At 72.9% G+C, this 14,718-nt stretch carries 12 protein-coding genes and 1 pseudogene; 6 read left to right on the top strand and 7 right to left on the bottom strand.

The window, feature by feature from the left end; translation table 11 throughout:
- Positions 1–55: 55 nt before the first annotated feature.
- Entirely contained in the window at positions 56–1,879 is a 1,824-nt protein-coding gene (locus ACFY0D_RS09840) for a GNAT family N-acetyltransferase (RefSeq protein ID WP_390797819.1), read from the bottom strand.
- Positions 1,880–1,974: 95 nt separating this feature from the next.
- Here ACFY0D_RS09840 and ACFY0D_RS09835 point away from each other — a divergent pair, with 95 nt between their 5' ends.
- On the top strand, positions 1,975–2,397 hold the full coding sequence (locus ACFY0D_RS09835; protein WP_030717969.1) for a DUF350 domain-containing protein: 423 nt from the start codon (positions 1,975–1,977) through the stop codon (positions 2,395–2,397).
- 87 nt (positions 2,398–2,484) lie between these two features.
- Here the strand turns inward: ACFY0D_RS09835 and ACFY0D_RS09830 are convergent, their stop codons facing one another.
- Positions 2,485–3,714: an acyltransferase gene (locus ACFY0D_RS09830; protein ID WP_390797818.1), complete on the bottom strand. Its 1,230-nt coding sequence runs from the start codon at positions 3,712–3,714 to the stop codon at positions 2,485–2,487.
- A complete protein-coding gene (locus ACFY0D_RS09825) occupies positions 3,711–4,814 on the bottom strand; it encodes an alpha/beta hydrolase (protein WP_390797817.1) in 1,104 nt (367 codons plus the stop codon). Before ACFY0D_RS09825 ends, ACFY0D_RS09830 begins: the two co-directional genes overlap by 4 nt.
- A gap of 284 nt (positions 4,815–5,098) precedes the next feature.
- Between ACFY0D_RS09825 and ACFY0D_RS09820 the strand changes: the two genes are divergently transcribed.
- On the top strand, positions 5,099–6,265 hold the full coding sequence (locus tag ACFY0D_RS09820; protein ID WP_390797816.1) for a calcium-binding protein: 1,167 nt from the start codon (positions 5,099–5,101) through the stop codon (positions 6,263–6,265).
- 232 nt (positions 6,266–6,497) lie between these two features.
- Here ACFY0D_RS09820 and ACFY0D_RS09815 read toward each other — a convergent pair whose 3' ends face one another.
- Together ACFY0D_RS09815 and ACFY0D_RS09810 are read right to left on the bottom strand one after the other, a co-directional pair.
- Positions 6,498–7,178, bottom strand: a complete 681-nt coding sequence (locus tag ACFY0D_RS09815; RefSeq protein ID WP_030384870.1) for a response regulator transcription factor — start codon at positions 7,176–7,178, stop codon at positions 6,498–6,500.
- Positions 7,175–8,509, bottom strand: coding sequence for a sensor histidine kinase (locus tag ACFY0D_RS09810; protein WP_390797815.1), 1,335 nt, complete (start codon positions 8,507–8,509; stop codon positions 7,175–7,177). The genes ACFY0D_RS09815 and ACFY0D_RS09810 overlap by 4 nt, the downstream gene beginning before the upstream one ends.
- A gap of 66 nt (positions 8,510–8,575) precedes the next feature.
- On the opposite strand from ACFY0D_RS09810, the gene ACFY0D_RS09805 reads away from it, so the two are divergent.
- Together ACFY0D_RS09805 and ACFY0D_RS09800 are read left to right on the top strand one after the other, a co-directional pair.
- Positions 8,576–9,538, top strand: coding sequence for an AEC family transporter (locus ACFY0D_RS09805; RefSeq protein WP_382538624.1), 963 nt, complete (start codon positions 8,576–8,578; stop codon positions 9,536–9,538).
- 180 nt (positions 9,539–9,718) lie between these two features.
- Positions 9,719–10,407 (top strand): annotated as a pseudogene (locus tag ACFY0D_RS09800) (SDR family NAD(P)-dependent oxidoreductase).
- A gap of 225 nt (positions 10,408–10,632) precedes the next feature.
- Here the strand turns inward: ACFY0D_RS09800 and ACFY0D_RS09795 are convergent.
- Positions 10,633–11,100, bottom strand: a complete 468-nt coding sequence (locus ACFY0D_RS09795) for an ester cyclase (RefSeq protein ID WP_390797814.1) — start codon at positions 11,098–11,100, stop codon at positions 10,633–10,635.
- Positions 11,101–11,235: 135 nt separating this feature from the next.
- Entirely contained in the window at positions 11,236–11,859 is a 624-nt protein-coding gene (locus ACFY0D_RS09790) for a TetR/AcrR family transcriptional regulator (protein WP_390797813.1), read from the bottom strand.
- 171 nt (positions 11,860–12,030) lie between these two features.
- Between ACFY0D_RS09790 and ACFY0D_RS09785 the strand changes: the two genes are divergently transcribed.
- Complete coding sequence (locus ACFY0D_RS09785) at positions 12,031–12,456, top strand: ester cyclase (RefSeq protein WP_390797812.1); 426 nt, start codon at positions 12,031–12,033, stop codon at positions 12,454–12,456.
- Positions 12,457–12,574: 118 nt separating this feature from the next.
- On the top strand, positions 12,575–14,410 hold the full coding sequence (locus ACFY0D_RS09780) for a glycoside hydrolase family 15 protein (protein WP_390797811.1): 1,836 nt from the start codon (positions 12,575–12,577) through the stop codon (positions 14,408–14,410).
- The last annotated feature ends 308 nt before the right edge of the window (positions 14,411–14,718 follow it).

The raw sequence follows: 14,718 nt of genomic DNA, 5'->3' as shown, positions 1-14,718 counted from the left end.
CCGGTGCGAAGGCCGGCCCGTCCACGATCAGCGACGAGCCACCCGGACCTGCGGATCACGATCTGCGGTCGGAGGACCGAGGCGGGCCGAACATCGCCCCGACCGCCAGGGCCTCGGCCCGCACCAGCGACTCGGCCGCGTCCAGCACCTCCCGGCTGCGCGCGGCCACCAGCACACCCAGCCAGGGCGCCGGTTCGAAGGCCCCGGTCGGGATCGCAGGGACGAATACCGCCCCGAGATCCGCGCAGCCCCGGGCCAGCGCCGCGCACAACTCGTCCAGCTGGGACTCGGGCAGCCGCGCGCCCAGCGCCACCCGGTCGGCGATCCGTACGAGGTGCCCCGCGCCCCGCAGCGCGTCGAGCCGGGCCGCCACCATGAAGGCGATGGACGGCCCGGTCAGCCGCAGGTTCGTCTCGGTCGGCGCGAGCCGCCCCGCCCCGTCGGCGACGAAGTCCACGTCGAACCAGCCCCGGTAACCGGATTCCGCCAGCTCCCGGCCCACCGCCGTACCGAAGGCGGTGAGGGACTTCTCCGCCCACGCGGGCACCACCCCGGGACCCACCGTGGCACCCCGGTAGCAGCCGTCCGCCACGTCCATCACCGCCCCGCCCACCTCGTGCGCCCGGCCCGCGTCGTCGACGAAGCCGTCGTACGTCAGATCCCGCGGCCCCTCGTCCGCCCCGGACGCCGGACCGCCGCCGACGTACTCCTCCACCAGCAGCGGCCCGCGCGGCAGCCGCCGCAGCACGGCCCGCGCCCCGCCCGCGGCACGGACCCGCTCGGGGGTGACCACCGTGGTGCCCGAACCCCCGACACCGTGCTCCGATTTCAGAACGGTGCTCTCGCCCGCCCGGGTCCTGGCCGCCAGCATCCGGGCCGCCGCCCACCGCCCGTCGGCCCGCCACTGCCGGGGGAGCACGATCCCGGGATGCCCGCCGTCCGCCAGGATCCGCCCGAAGAGGGCGTGCGCCGCGGACTTCGACTCGTAGCGCAGCTCCCCGGGCCGCCACGGCCGGCCCGACAGCCGCCCGAACGGCCGGGTGCGCCCCCACGGTACGAGGGGCAGCCCGGCCCCGGTGAGCAACGCTGCCAGGGCCGGCCGGGCCCGTACGGCATCGGCGAGGCCGGGATCCGCGTCCAGCAGGCCGTCGTACACCTGGACCCCGGTCCAGCCCAGTTGCCGGCAGACCAGCTCGGTCCAGCCCCGCGGCACCGGCCGCGGCAGTACCAGCGCGGCCGGGTAGGGACTGTAGAAGGCGGCGAGGCACGCGTAGTGGTGTGCGGGCCGCTGCTCCGGGTCCAGGGTGGCGTCGGCGAACTGCGCGTTGAACTCGCCGACATTGCCCAGGTGCACGGCCCGCCCGCCACCGGTCCAGGCCCGCGCCCAGCCGGCGAGCGGGACGGGAGCCACCTCGAACCGGACCAGGGCCGGACCGTCGGCTTCCACGTCCGGTGCGGCCGCCGCCACCGCACCCACCGCAGCCACCGCCGCCACCGCCCCCATCGCCCGGTAGAACCCGGTCGCGTGCGGATCGGAGTCGATCACCAGCCGGCGCACTCCCAGGTCCACGGCCCGCCGCAGCGCGTCCCGGTACAGCAACCGGCCCACACCCCGGCCGATGGCGGACGGCTCCACGAAGAGCAGCCCGAGCGTCGCCAGCGGGGGAGACCCCTCCAGCGAGGCGACCCCGAGCACCTCTCCCTGCCCGCTTTCGGCCACGACGATACGGCGGGCGGTCACGTCGCCGGCCCGGATCCGCAGTTCCGGCGCGCACGCGGCCAGGAAGGCGGCGTCGTACCCCCAGTGCGCCTTGGACCGCATCACCAGCCCGGTCAGGTCCTCCGCCTCGGCCGGCCGCGCTGCCCTGACCTTTACCAACTGCTGACCTCCCCATGGTCCGGGTCAAGGCCGTGCGATAGATTCGGCCTCCCCACGGCACATACTTTCCCACCCACGCGGAGACAGGCTTCTCAATGAGCGACATCATCAACGGACTTGGCCGCACCAGCGCCTACGGCGCCCTCGGCCTGGTGCTGCTGATCCTCGGCATCGTCCTCGTGGACGTGCTGACGCCCGGGAAGCTTCCCAAGCAGATCTGGGAGGAGCGCAACCGCAACGCGGCCCTCTTCCTCAGCTCCGCGCTCCTCGGCATCGGCGGCATCGTCTTCACCTCGATCTGGACGACGTACGCGGACTTCGGCAAGGGCCTGCTGTCCACCGCGGCCTTCGGCGTGCTCGGCCTGATCCTGATGGCGGTGGCCTTCCTCGTGCTCGACCTGGTGACCCCCGGCAAGCTCGGCGCCATCGTCGTCGACCCGGAACCCCACCCGGCGGTCTGGGTCTCGGCCGCCTGCAACCTCGCCGTGGCCGCGATCGTCGCCGCCTCGATCGCCTGACGCGGAGCGCCCGTACGTGACGAGAGCGCCGCTCCCCGGAAGGAGCGGCGCTCTCGCCGTAGTCGGGATCCGGGATCCGGGATCCGCTCAGGCGAGGCCCAGCGCGAACACCGCGAACCCCGCCGCCAGCAGCCCGGCCACGGTCCGGCGCAGCGCGCTCGCCCGGCGTCCCTCCCGCGGCGGGGCCTCGAACCGCCGCGCGTAGCGGGCGAGAGCGACCAACAGCGCCGCGAACACCGGCATCCACGCCAACCGTGCCCCGATCCAGCCCAGGCTGTCCGGCGCCGTCGTGAGTCCGGCCAGTTCACCGACGAACGAGCCGGGCACGGCCGCGGCCAGCATCGCCGTCTGGTGCCAGCACAGGATCGTCATCGCGGACAGGTTGATCACGACCACCGGGGCCCACAGGGCGGGCCGCGCCAGCAGCTTCGCCAGCCGGTCGCGCAGCAGGATCGCCGCGCCCGACTGCGCCGAGGCCAGGGCCAGTACCAGCAGCGACGGAGGGTGCGAGTTGGTGCGCGCCGCACCCGGTACGCCCACCATCGACGCCGGATAGTGGAAGACCGCCAGCAGCGCGGCGAACAGCAGCGTCCCGCCCGCCAGCAGCAGCCAGGCCTCGCGCCGCCCGATCCGCCGCTCGCCCCAGGAGACGCCCAGCTGGTACGCGAACAGCCAGCCCGGCAGGATGTTCACCAGGGCGAGCCACGACGGTACGGAGTCGGCGAGCGGCCCGTAGCGCAGGAAGTCCACCACGGCGACGCAGCCGAGCAGCGGGGCGGCCGCCCAGCCGCCGAGGCGCCGTGCCGCCCGCACGCAGTACGGGGTCAGCGCGGTGACCACCACGTACACCCCGACGAACCACAGCGGTTGGACCACCAGCGTCGCCCCGGTCCGCAGCGACGCCTCCGGCACCCCGGCCGCGTACAGCACGGGCGCGGCCAGCGCCCACACCGCGGTCACCCCGAGCACGGGCCGGCCCAGGCGGACGACGCGGCCCTTCAGCCAGGCGCCGGCCGAACCGGTGCGCCGCCCGAAGGAGAGCGCCGAGGCGTACCCGCCGACGAGGAAGAAGACGCCCAGCATCTGGAGCACCCAGCTCGCCGGGGCCAGGCCGCCGAACGCGGACAGCGGGCTGGCGTTGTGCAGGCCGCCGTCGGAGTCGAGGGTGAAGCCGCCGAGCAGCCAGTGGCCGGTGGGTACGGCCAGCAGGGCCAGGGCGCGCAGCCCGTCGATCGCCCGGTCGCGGTGGGCGGGGGTCCGGCCGTCGATCCGCGCGGCGGCCTTGCGCAGCGGGGCCAGGGAGGCGGAGGCGCTCATCGGGCCTCTCCCTTCGCGATGGCGGCGAAGGCCGCCAGGGACTGGGTGCCGGGCATGAAGTAGCCGGTGTGGCCCTGTACGTCGGCCGCCGGCACCCGGCGGGCGCCGAAGGCCGCGGAGGTGGGGTCGGCGCCGTGGCCGATCCCGGCGAACTCGACGTTCGGGACGTCGGCGATCCAGTCGGAGGGACCGCGGGCCGCCCAGATGCGGGCCCCGGTGCGCAGGGCGGCCGCGGTGTCGGCGCGCATTCCGGGGGAGCCGAAGGCCACGAGGTCGGCGGCGTCGGTGTGCCGGGCCGCGAGCCCGCACACCACCGAGCCGTAGCTGTGGCAGAACAGGGCCGGGTCGGGCGCGCCGACCGCGTCGAGTCCCGCCGTGAAACGGGCCAGCCGGGCCGCTCCGGCCCGGGCGAGGCGGCCGTCGGCCGCGTCCAGGCCGACGCCGACCGGGGTGGTGTAGCCGATCCACGCGACGACGGCGGTGGACCCGCCGGCTCCGGTCGCTGTCGCGGTCCCGGTTCCGGTTCCTGTCGCGGTTCCTGTCCCGGCCCCGGTCGCCTCGCGCAGGGCCTGAGCCATTCCGGCCGGGCCGGTGTGGGGCTTGCGCGGGGCGTCGTAGGTGGCGGCGTCGTTGTCCGAACCCGGCACGATCACCGAGACGTGCTCCGCGTGCTCCAGGTCCCCGAACACCTCGGCCACCTGGCCCCGGCCGCGCGGGTCGAAGGCCAGGATCTGCCGGTCCGGCGCGGCGAGGGAGGCGTAGCGCACCTCCCCCGTGGCGGCCACGGCGATCCGGTTGGCCTCGTACCGCAGGGGGAGCGGTGCCCCCTCCAGGTTGCCCACCACCAGCGGGTGGGACCGCAGCAGCTCCTGGCGAGCCGCGTCGTCCAGCCCGGCGAAGAAGGCGGCCACCTCGCGCGGCGCGGCGGTCGCCGGATCGGGCAGCGGCCGGCCGGACGCCGTGCCGGCCAGCCAGGCGGCGGTGCCCGGAGGCGGTCCGGTGACCGCTGCCTGGCTGTCGCCCGAGGCCCACCCGGCGGTCCCCCCGACGAGGGTCACCGCCAGCGCGGCCGTGACCATCGTCCTTCCGAAGCGGCGCATGCACCTTCTCCTCTCCTCGTGACGAGGTGGAAGGTAGGTAGGGGGTACCCGCGCCCACGTCCGACCGTGGAGCCAAGTCGGATGTCATACCCCGGTAGGGGGTGGAGGAGACGGCGCCCTCAGCCGGCCCCCTGACGGGTCCGCCCGCGCCCCGGCGTTGCTCCATGGGTGCGATCCGCGTCAGCCGTCTGCCCGAGCCCGCCCGTGTGTCGGCGTCACCGAGGCCCACGCCCCGACTAGTTATGGCGATAGTCCGACTAATTGCGGCAAAGGGAGTGCAGACGATGCCCCACCGGGAACATCAGCGTGCGGCCGAGCCGGGACATCGCCCGAGCCGGGTGGCCGCCGCCGGCCTCGCCTGCGCCCTGGCCGCCGGATCCGTCGTCCTCCTCGGGACCGGGGACGTCAGCGCACGGGCGGTGACCTGCCTCGGCGTCCCCGCCACCCTCGTCGTCGCCACCCCCGGCGCCACCACCGACGGAACCCCGGGCGACGACGTCATCGTCGGCACTCCGGGCCCGGACACGATCCACGGCCAGGGCGGCAACGACCTGATCTGCGGGCTGGCGGGCGACGACATCCTGATCGGCGGACTCGGCAACGACACCGTCGACGGCTCCGCGGGCGCCGACCAGCTGCGCGGTGACAGCTTCAGCCCCACCGGCGACGCCTCGGGCGGCGGCAACGACCGCCTCCTCGGAGGCGACGGGGACGACCAGTTCACCGGCGACAGCTACGCCCCCGGAGGCAACGCCACGGGCGGCGGCAACGATCAGCTGATCGGCGGCCCCGGCAACGACCGGATGACGGGGGACAGCAGAGGACTGAGCGCGGTGGGCGGCGGAGCCGACCGGATCGACGGCGGCCCCGGCGACGATGCCCTGCTCGGTGACTCCGGCGCCTTCGCCGGCAACGCCACGGGCGCGGGGAGCGACGTACTGCTCGGAGGGCCCGGGGCCGAGACCATGACCGGGGACAGCGAGGCCGCGCAGAACGCCATCGGCAGCGGGGGCAACGACCTGCTGGACCTCGGCGGCGACGGCGGGGTCTCGGCGATCGGCGACCACACCGTCACCAACCCGGCGGGCGGCGGCGCGACCGGCGCCGGGAACGACCGGATCATCGGAGGCGCCTCCGACGAGTTCCTCGTCGGCGACAGCGGCCCGGCCGACGCGCACCGCACCGCCGCGGGCAACGACACCATCAGCGGTGGCGCCGGGAACGACCGCGTCTTCGGCGACAACGTCGACCTCACCGGCACGGCGAGCGCGGGAACGGCGGGAGGCGCGGACTTCCTCGACGGCGGCGAGGGCATCGACACCCTCGCGGCGGGCCCCGCCGGCGACTTCCTCACCGGGGGCCCCGACGGCCCGGACGGCCCGGACGCCTGCGACGGCGAAGGCGGAACCGACTTCGCCACCGCCTGCGAATCCCTGGCCGGCCTGCCCTAGGGCGTGTTGTAAAAGTCCCGCCTGGCTCGCGGCGCCTGGCACCGCGCCTCGCCCCGTTGTCGGAACGCCCGCTTACGTCCAGTAGGCGGGCGATCCTCCGCCTTGCGATGCACGGCACCAGACGCCGCGAGCCGCGTCCTTCGGGCGCCCGGCGCTACTTTTTGAACACGCCCCAGTGCCGTGACCGGCCGGCGTCCGAGGTGGCGATCGGTCCGCCCGGGGACCGGCGAACTCAGCCGGAGTCGCCCGGCCGCACCAGTCCCGCCTCGTACGCGAAGATCACGGCCTGAGCCCGGTCCCGCAGGTCCAGCTTGGCCAGCACCCGCCCGATGTGCGTCTTCACCGTCTGCTCCGCCAGCACCAGGTGCCCCGCGATCTCCTGGTTCGACAGCCCGCGCGCGATGAGCTCCAACACCTCGGTCTCGCGCGGGGTGAGCCCCTTCAGCCGCAGCGCGGGGTCCTTGCGCGGCGCCGGGCGCTGCTGGACGAAGTCCGCGATCAGCCGTCGGGTCACCGAGGGCGCCAGCAGCGCCTCGCCCGAGGCGACCACCCGGACCGCCGCGATCAGATCGGCCGGCGGGGCGTCCTTGAGCAGGAACCCGGAGGCTCCCGCGCGCAGCGCCTCGTACACGTAGTCGTCGATGTCGAAGGTGGTCAGCATCAGCACCTTCGGCCGGTGCACCACCCCGGGCGGGGGATCGAGGATCTCCCGGGCGGCCGTGAGCCCGTCCATCTCCGGCATCCGCACGTCCATCAACACCACATCGGGGTGCGTGGAGCGCGACACCTGTACCCCCTGACGCCCGTCGGGCGCCTCGCCCACCACGTCGATGTCGGCCTGCGCCGACAGCAGGGCGGCAAACCCGGCTCGCACCATGGCCTGGTCGTCGACGATGATCACGCGGATGGTCACTTCGAGTCCTCGGTCGGATCGTTCAGGGGCAGCCGGGCGGCGACCCGGAAGCCGCCGTCGGGCAGCGGGCCCGTGTCGAGCGTGCCGCCGGTCAACCGTACGCGCTCGCGCATACCCACCAGACCGTGCCCCGTGCCCGAACTCTCCAGCTCCACCACGGCGTCCCGCGCCGGACCGTTGACCACGAGCACGAGGACCTCGTCCTCGTCCACCGTCACCGAGACCCGGGTGGGGGCGCCGGGCGCGTGCCGCACCACATTGGCCAGGGCCTCCTGCACGATCCGGTACGCCGACAGGTCCACCGCCGCAGGCGCCGCCCCGGCCGCCCCGGCCGCCAGCGACAGCTCCACCGGCTGCCCGGCCCGTACGGTCGCCTCCACCAGCTGCTGGAGCCGGCCGATCCCCGGCTGCGGAGCCCGCTCGCCGTCGGCGCCGTCCGCCCCGCCCGCGCCGTCGCCGCGCAGCACGGTCAACAGCCGCCGCATCTCGCCCAGCGACTCCCGTGCGCTCGCCGCGATCGCCGCGAACTCCTCCAGTACGGGCTCCGACATGCCCGGAACCCGGTACGGCGCCGAATCGGCCTGCACGGTGATCACCGACATGTGGTGGGCCACGACATCGTGCAACTCACGTGCGATCCGGGCCCGTTCCTCCAGCAGGGTCCGCCGCGACCGCTCCGCCTCGCTGATGCTCTCCTGCTCGGCGACCCGCTGCTGCGCGTCGCCGAGCCCCCGTAGCGCGCCCGTCAGGACCAGCATGACGCCGCTGAGCACGAAGAGCAGGGCGTTGGTGTTCATCACGCCCGTGGGCTCGGAGAAGCCCAGCACCGTACCGACGACGCCGGTCACCAGCCACACCCCGACCAGGGTCCGGACGGACTCGCGCAGTCCCAGGCAGGCCATCAGCACCAGGTAGCCGACGATGGTCATCGGCGGCCACGGCCAGGAATGCCCGGCCGCCTTGTCGGCGCCCATCAGCAGCACCGCGGCGACGATGTCGGCGGTCAGGACGACGACCCAGGCCTGCAGCGGCCGGGTCAGCGCGAGGAGCAGCGGCACGGTCTGCGCCACACCCAGCGCGCCCGCCCAGCCGCCGCCCGCCCCGTAGTCGTTGGACAGCACCGCGATCGTCACCGGCAGCAGGGTGACGACGAAGATGCCGACGACGACGAACGGCAGCGCCCGCTGCCACCGCCTGGGCGCCTGCCCGAACAAGGGCTGCGCGGCCCCGGCGGGCGTGCGCAGCACCACGGCGAGCCGCGTCAGCGCGCCGGGCACCCGGGTACCGGCCGCCGAGGAGGTACGGATGCGTTCGCGGGGTTCGTCGCTCATGATCGGACCAGCCTATGCTCCGGAAGGCCGGGAGACGGGTGGGGCTAGGCTGCTTGCCTGTCGATCATGGGGGATGCGGGCATGGGTGGCGCGGCGGCGTTGGAGAAACTGGTGCCGGTGCTGCTGGCGTTCGGCGGCGGGGTGCTGCTCGCCCGCCGGAAGATCGTTCCGGCCGAGGCCTCGAAAGTCTTCTCCGACTACGCCTTCCTCTTCGCCGTTCCCTGCTACCTCTTCGGCAACATCTACGCCAGCGACCTCGGAGCCCTGTTCAACTGGCGTGCCATCGGCGGCTATGCCGGGGCCGCGGCCCTCGCGGTGGTGGCGGTGGCCGTGGCGGCGGTCGCCCACGGCCTGCGCGAGCCCCGCGACGTGGCGCTGCGCGTGATGGCGGGAGTCCAGGTCAACACCGCCTACTTCGCCGTCCCCGTCTTCATCACCGTGTTCGGGACGGCGGCGCCGATCTTCCCGATCCTGCTGTTCCAGGTCTGCGTCCTGTCCCTGGTCGTCATCGCCCTCATGGAACTGGGCCGCGCGGGCCCGGCGGCCGGCGGCCCGGGCCGCCGCCTCTCCCGCGCCGTCGGCGCGTCGCTCGCGACCCCGCTGGTCCTCGCCTGCAACGCGGGGATCCTGCTCAACCTGCTCTCGGTACGGGTCCCGGCCGTCGTCCTGGACGGCGCCGCGTTCGTCGGGGACAGCGCCTCCCCGGTGGCCCTGTTCGCCCTCGGCCTCCACCTGGGCGGCCTCGGTCTCGACCTGCGGGGCACCACGCGCGAGGAACTCGCCCTCATAGGCTTCAAGTGCCTGGCGTTCCCGCTGCTGACCTGGGCGGTGTGCGGGCTGCTCTTCGGTGTGCGGGGCGAGTGGCTCGCGTACCTCGTCCTGATCGCGGCGATGCCGACCCCGCAGAACCTGTTCATCTTCGCCCAGCGCTACGACGTCGGCGTCGACCTCTCCGCCTCGATCGTGATCAAGAGCTCGCTCGTGTCGCTCCTGCTGCTGCCCCTGTGGCTGCAGACCGTGGTCGTATGAATGCCGTTCGCCGGTGAATGCCGTTCGCCGGCCGAAGCGGCCCCGGCGGCAGGCCCTCGCCCGGTCGCTTTCCTGCGCGGCGGGCAGGCCCATGCCGCAGCCAGGATCATGGACCGGCAACTCGCCTTCCCCCGGCTCCGGGAGCCGGAGGCCGCGCTCGCGGACGGCTGAAACGACGCGATCGGCGTCTGCGACCGGGCGGCCTACGAGTTCCACGTCTCCCACGTTGTCGCCGCCGACGTCGCGCAGGGCATCGACCTCACCGGCCGCCCCGCCCTCGTCACCGGCGCCTCCTCCGCCCTCGGCGCGGAAACAGCCCGCGCCCCGGCCGGAACCGGAGCGGCCGTCACCCTGCCGTCCGCGAGGACATCGCCGACGCGACCGGAAGCCGGGACCTCCACGTTGCCCGCCTCGACCTGGCGGACCCGGTATCCATCGCCGCGTTCACCACCGCCTGGCAAGGCCCGCTGCACATCCTCGTCAACAACGCGGGCGTCATGGCCTGCCCAGAGCACTACACCGAACGGGGCTGGGAGTGGCAGTTCGCCACCAACCGCCTCGGCCACTTCGCCCTCACCGCCGGATCGCACGGTGCGCTCGCCACCGACGACAACATCACCGCCAACGCCGTGATGCCCGGCGCCGTCTACACCAACCTCCAGCGCCACACGGACGGCGGCAGCGGCAGCGTTCCGGCGGAACTCATCGAGACGGCCGGCCAGGGCGCCGCCACCGCCGTCCTCGCGGCCACCTCGCCGCCGCAAGGCGTGGCCCGCTACGCCGTCGGCCCGGTCGGGGCCCGGCGCCTGTGGACGCCCTCCGAGGAGATGCTCGCGGACGCCTGCCGGCCATCGCGTCGGGCCCGATGACGAGCCGTCCCCCCGTGGCGTGTGGGTCAGGTCGCGACGGCGGAGGCCGTCCGCAGCGGGGCGGGAGCCGAGGTGCGAGGTCCAGGCAATGACCTGGCCGAGCATGGTGTTCAGCGCACGGAGGTCGGCCGAAGGAGGGCGGCATCGGCACGTCGAGGTGGGGGAGGGGCGGGCGCGGTGCCCGGCGCAGCAGCATGGTGCGTGGGGCCGAGCGGAGGGGTTCGGTCAGCTCGGCGCGGGGGCCGACGCCGTGACGGCGGAGGCGAAGTCGGGCTGTACGCCGAGCTGGGCGAGCATGACGCTGAGGCCGACGTAGCAGTTGAACTCCTTGATCCTGCCGTCCTCGACGTACCAGAAGTCGGCCGTGGGGATGTTGAGCTGGGCGCCGGTCGGCCGGACGGTGCCGGCGGGTGTCTCGAACGGCCCGGTGAAGGTGCCCCTGATCGTCAGCTCGACGGCGACGACGTCGCCCATGACGTGGAACCGGTGCAGTTCGCGGTGGACGTCGGGGGCGAGCGCTCCCATGAAGGCGACCAGGTCGCCGAGGTGCTCACCGCGGTAGGTCTCGCCGGCGACGACGTTGTTGAAGACGCCGTCCTCGGCGAACAGGTCCATGAAGCCCTGTACGTCCAGGACGCTGCCCTCGGCGGCTCCGTACGCCGCCCGGACCACGGTCTCCGCGTCGGTGTTCATGGTGCCTCCCGTGTGGAGAGAATCCATTCAAACCTTTGATTGAAATTGTGGGGAAGGGACGGCCTCTTGTCAAGCAAGCGATTGAATTCATCGTGGCGTGCCGGGCCGGTTCGACCGGTCCGCGATACCAGGCGCCTACCGGGCCCCCTGGAACGCCCCGGCCACCACGGGGATGAGCATCCGCTCCACGCGCTCGGCGGGCTCGCCCCCCAGCTCGGCCCCGATGGGCGCCAGCGCGAGCCAGTTCAGCATCCCGGCCGCACAGCGGACACGGAAGACGAGCTCGCGCTCGTCGGTCTCGGGAAGGTGTGCCGCCAGTACCCGCACCGCGTGACGTCGGGCCCGCTCGAACTTCCCGGCCAGGTTCTCCCACCCTTCCGGCGGATCGATCCCCACCCGCGCCACGGTCCGTATCACGGCCAGATCCCGCCCCCCGGCAGCGAGGGCGCTCACCATCGGCCGTGCGAAGGCCTCGGCCAGATCGCCCAGCGTCGCGCTCCCCGCCAGGGCTTCGAGCTCCCGGATCTGTGCGTCCAGGTACCGCTCCAGCGCGTGCTCGATCGCCGCGTCGCACAACGCCTTCAGTGATCCGAAGTGGTAGCTCACCGCGGCGACGTTGGCTCCGGCCTTCTGGGTGATCTCGCGGAGGGTCACCCCTTCCTGTCCCCGCTGCGCGAGCAGCTCAAGGGCAGCCGCCAGCAGATCGTCCCGCGTTCGCTGACCGGCCTCGCGGCGAAGGTCCGTTTTCTCTGGCCTCACGACAGAACTCAAGCGACTGCTTGACTTCCTTGTCAAGCGGTCCGGTGAACCGTGCTCAGTAAAGGATCTTCGGTCCCTTGACCTTGCCGCGACGTCAGGGTCTGTACTGAGAGGCATCCCGGCCCGGAGCGATCACCGAGCTCGCGGGACGGCCTCAGAGAGGACATCGAGATGACCACCGCGCCCGAGAAGAACATGACCCTGCTGCGCACCGCGTACCAGGCGGTGGAGAGCGGCGACCTCGACGCGGCCGAGCAGATGCTGACGGAGGACTTCATCGCCAACGTTCCGGGCAGCCCGGCGCCTCTGGTCGGCCGCGACGTCTGGCGCCTGGGCACCCAGGCGATGAAGGACGCCTTCCCCGACCTGAAGATCAAAGTCCAGGACATCTTCGGCGTCGGCGACAAGGTGACGGTGCTGCTCCGCTTCGAGGGAACCCATCAGGGCACGTTCCAGCAGATCGAGGCGACGGGTCGACAAGTCGGTTTTGGAAGTATCGAGGTCTACCGCATCGAGGGCGACAAGATCGCGGAGGAGTGGGTCGCCCCGGACATGATCAGCCTCATGCGGCAGCTCTCGCCCGCCGCCGGGCACTGACCCAGGCCGGGGCTGCGACGGCCGACGCGGGAGTTCCAGGGCCTGAAACACACCAGCGGTCTAGCATGAAAGCGAGGCTTCATCTCCTGGCCCGGGCCGCAGCGGCAGGGAGGCCCGCATGGCGTTCGACACGGCTGGTTTTGAACAGGCGGATGGCGGCCGTTACATCCCGATCTCCGACCACGGCCTGATCGGCGATCTTCGTACGACCGCCCTGGTCGGCACGAACGGCACCATCGACTGGTACTGCTGCCCGCGCTTCGACGCGCCCAGCGTCTTCGGGGCCATCCTCGACGCCGACCGGGGCGGGTCGTTCGAGCTGGCCGCCGAGGTCCCGACCCGCACCAGACAGTTCTACTTCCCCGACACGAACGTGCTGATCACGCGCTTCTTCGCCGCGGACGGGGTGGCGGAGATCCAGGACTTCATGCCCGTCGTCGACGAGTCCCGCGAGGCGGCCCGGCACCGGCTGATCCGGCGGGTGATCTGCGTCCGCGGGACCCTCCCGTTCAGGGCGCGGATCGCCCCCCGCTTCGGCTACGGCACCGAAGCGCACACCACGCACCTCGAAGGCCACACGGCGGTGTTCCGCTCCCCCTCGCTGGCGCTCGCGCTGACTGCCACCGCACCCCTGGAAGCCGATGACCAGGACGTCTGGTCGCGCTTCAAGCTCCTTGAGGGCGAATCCCACGTGTTCGCCCTCGACCAGATCGGCGACGACGTCCCGCCCCGGGCCTGCCCGCGCGCCGAGGCGCAGGAGCAGGCCGAGGCGACCGTCCGGTTCTGGCGCCACTGGCTGGCCCGCTCGCGCTACCACGGGCGGTGGCGGGAGATGGTGAACCGTTCCGCGCTGGTCCTGAAGCTGCTCACCTACGCGCCGACCGGTGCGATCGTCGCCGCACCGACCACCAGCCTGCCCGAGCAGATCGGCGGCGAGCGCAACTGGGACTACCGCTACGTCTGGGTCCGTGACGCCGCCTTCTGCGTCTACGCGATGCTGCGCCTGGGGTTCACCTCGGAGGCCGAGGCGTTCATGGGGTTCATCTCCGAGCGGGGCATCCTGCGGGGCACGGGGGAGACCGGTCCGTTGCAGATCATGTACGGCATCGACGGGCGCACCGACCTGCCCGAATATGAGCTTCCGCACCTGGAGGGATACCTCGGCTCCGCACCGGTCCGGGTCGGCAACGCCGCCACCGGCCAGCTCCAGCTGGACATCTACGGTGCCCTGATCGACTCGATCTACCTCTACGACAAGTGGGGGCAGCCGATCAGCAGCGACCGCTGGGACGAGGTCGGTGCCGTGGTCGACTGGCTGTGCGAGCACTGGGACCAGCCCGACGAGGGGGTGTGGGAGACCAGGGCGGGCCGCCGGAACTTCGTGTACTCGCGGCTGATGTGCTGGGTGGCGCTGGAACGCGCGATGCGCATGGCGAACCGCCGCGGTCTGCCGGCGGACCTGACCCGCTGGCGGGAGTCCCGGGACGCGATCTACCGGCAGATCATGCGGCGCGGCTGGTCGGCCGAGCGGAAGGCGTTCGTCCAGGGACTGGACGACCACGTGCTGGACGCCTCGCTGCTGATGATGCCGATGGCCAAGTTCGTCTCGCCCACCGACCCCAAGTGGCTCTCCACCCTGGACGCGCTCACCACCGACCTGGTCTCCGACTCGCTGGTGTACCGCTACGACCCGACCGCCAGCCCGGACGGCCTGTACGGCCCCGAGGGCACCTTCTCCATCTGTTCCTTCTGGTACGTGGAGGCGCTGGCCCGTGCAGGCCGGCTGGAGGAGGCCAGGCTCGCCTTCGAGAAGATGCTCACCTACGCAAACCACCTCGGTCTGTTCGCGGAGGAGATCGGCCCGACCGGCGAACAGCTGGGCAACTTCCCCCAGGCCTTCACCCACCTCTCGCTGATCAGCGCCGCCTTCAACCTCGACCGCGCGCTCGGCTGACGCGGCCTCACCGCCGGGCCGGCAGGGCCCGATGCGGGTGTTCACCCTTCCCGGCGGGCAAGCGGCTGTGCCGGCCGTTGGGAGGTTCGGCCCGCCAGCGGTGTTCGACGCGGTCCCGCCGGCCGGCCGGCCGTCGGCTCGGTTGGGGCGCACCCGGCCGACTCCGGCACAGGCACCGGAATGATTTTGCAGATCAGGTTTCGTGTGGAGTGTTCTTGGCGAAGTACTTCCACCATGGGCTTATCGCCGGTCGCCGGTCATCCTGCTGTCGCTGTTTTCCGTGAGCCCCGAGGCGGGCGGCCCATCCC

This window comes from Streptomyces sp. NPDC001502, from assembly GCF_042894785.1.
In the GTDB taxonomy this organism is placed as follows: Bacteria; Actinomycetota; Actinomycetes; order Streptomycetales; family Streptomycetaceae; genus Streptomyces; species Streptomyces kutzneri.
This window is presented reverse-complemented; position numbering and strand designations above follow the sequence as displayed.

Excerpts from the sequence above, each read along its gene's own strand:
- ACFY0D_RS09835 (WP_030717969.1), top strand. The coding sequence starts at position 1,975 with ATGAGCGACATCATCAACGGACTTGGCCGCACCAGCGCCTACGGCGCC.
- ACFY0D_RS09830 (WP_390797818.1), bottom strand. The coding sequence starts at position 3,714 with ATGAGCGCCTCCGCCTCCCTGGCCCCGCTGCGCAAGGCCGCCGCGCGG.
- ACFY0D_RS09825 (WP_390797817.1), bottom strand. The coding sequence starts at position 4,814 with ATGCGCCGCTTCGGAAGGACGATGGTCACGGCCGCGCTGGCGGTGACC.
- ACFY0D_RS09820 (WP_390797816.1), top strand. The coding sequence starts at position 5,099 with ATGCCCCACCGGGAACATCAGCGTGCGGCCGAGCCGGGACATCGCCCG.
- ACFY0D_RS09810 (WP_390797815.1), bottom strand. The coding sequence starts at position 8,509 with ATGAGCGACGAACCCCGCGAACGCATCCGTACCTCCTCGGCGGCCGGT.
- ACFY0D_RS09805 (WP_382538624.1), top strand. The coding sequence starts at position 8,576 with ATGGGGGATGCGGGCATGGGTGGCGCGGCGGCGTTGGAGAAACTGGTG.
- ACFY0D_RS09795 (WP_390797814.1), bottom strand. The coding sequence starts at position 11,100 with ATGAACACCGACGCGGAGACCGTGGTCCGGGCGGCGTACGGAGCCGCC.
- ACFY0D_RS09785 (WP_390797812.1), top strand. The coding sequence starts at position 12,031 with ATGACCACCGCGCCCGAGAAGAACATGACCCTGCTGCGCACCGCGTAC.
- ACFY0D_RS09780 (WP_390797811.1), top strand. The coding sequence starts at position 12,575 with ATGGCGTTCGACACGGCTGGTTTTGAACAGGCGGATGGCGGCCGTTAC.